This window comes from Chromobacterium sp. FG89 (genome assembly GCF_057808735.1).
Map to the genome: position 1 here is coordinate 1 of NZ_JBMDIQ010000094.1, position 358 is coordinate 358.

A 358-nucleotide genomic window follows, 5' to 3' on the forward strand; every position below is an offset into this window, starting at 1 on the left:
TTGATGGCCTGCACCCGTTCGCCGGCGGCGTTGTACAGGATGTCGACGCCGTCGCTGCCCAGGGGGCCGCGGCTGATCTGGCCGTCGATCTTGCTGCCCTTGGTGGTGACAAAGCGGTTCATGCTGTCGTAGCGGTACCAGTAGTCCTGGGTCCGCTTCTGGCCGTCGACGCCGTCGTGATAGACGCTGTTGACGTTGATGCGGTTGCCGACGGCGTCGTAGCGGTAGGTGATCAGGAATTTGGGATCATCGATCAGAGTCACCCGGTTGCGCGCGTCGTACTCTATTCTGGCGTACTGGTAAAACTCGCGGCTCTGGTTGTTGAGGCTGGTATAGCCTTCAAAGGTCTTATTGCCGT

1 protein-coding gene is annotated in these 358 nt (G+C 59.8%); it reads right to left on the reverse strand.

What is annotated here, in order from left to right; all coding sequences use genetic code 11:
• Positions 1-358 (reverse strand): hypothetical protein (locus ACODRW_RS24390; RefSeq protein WP_488906936.1); only part of this gene is annotated, 358 nt, incomplete at both ends.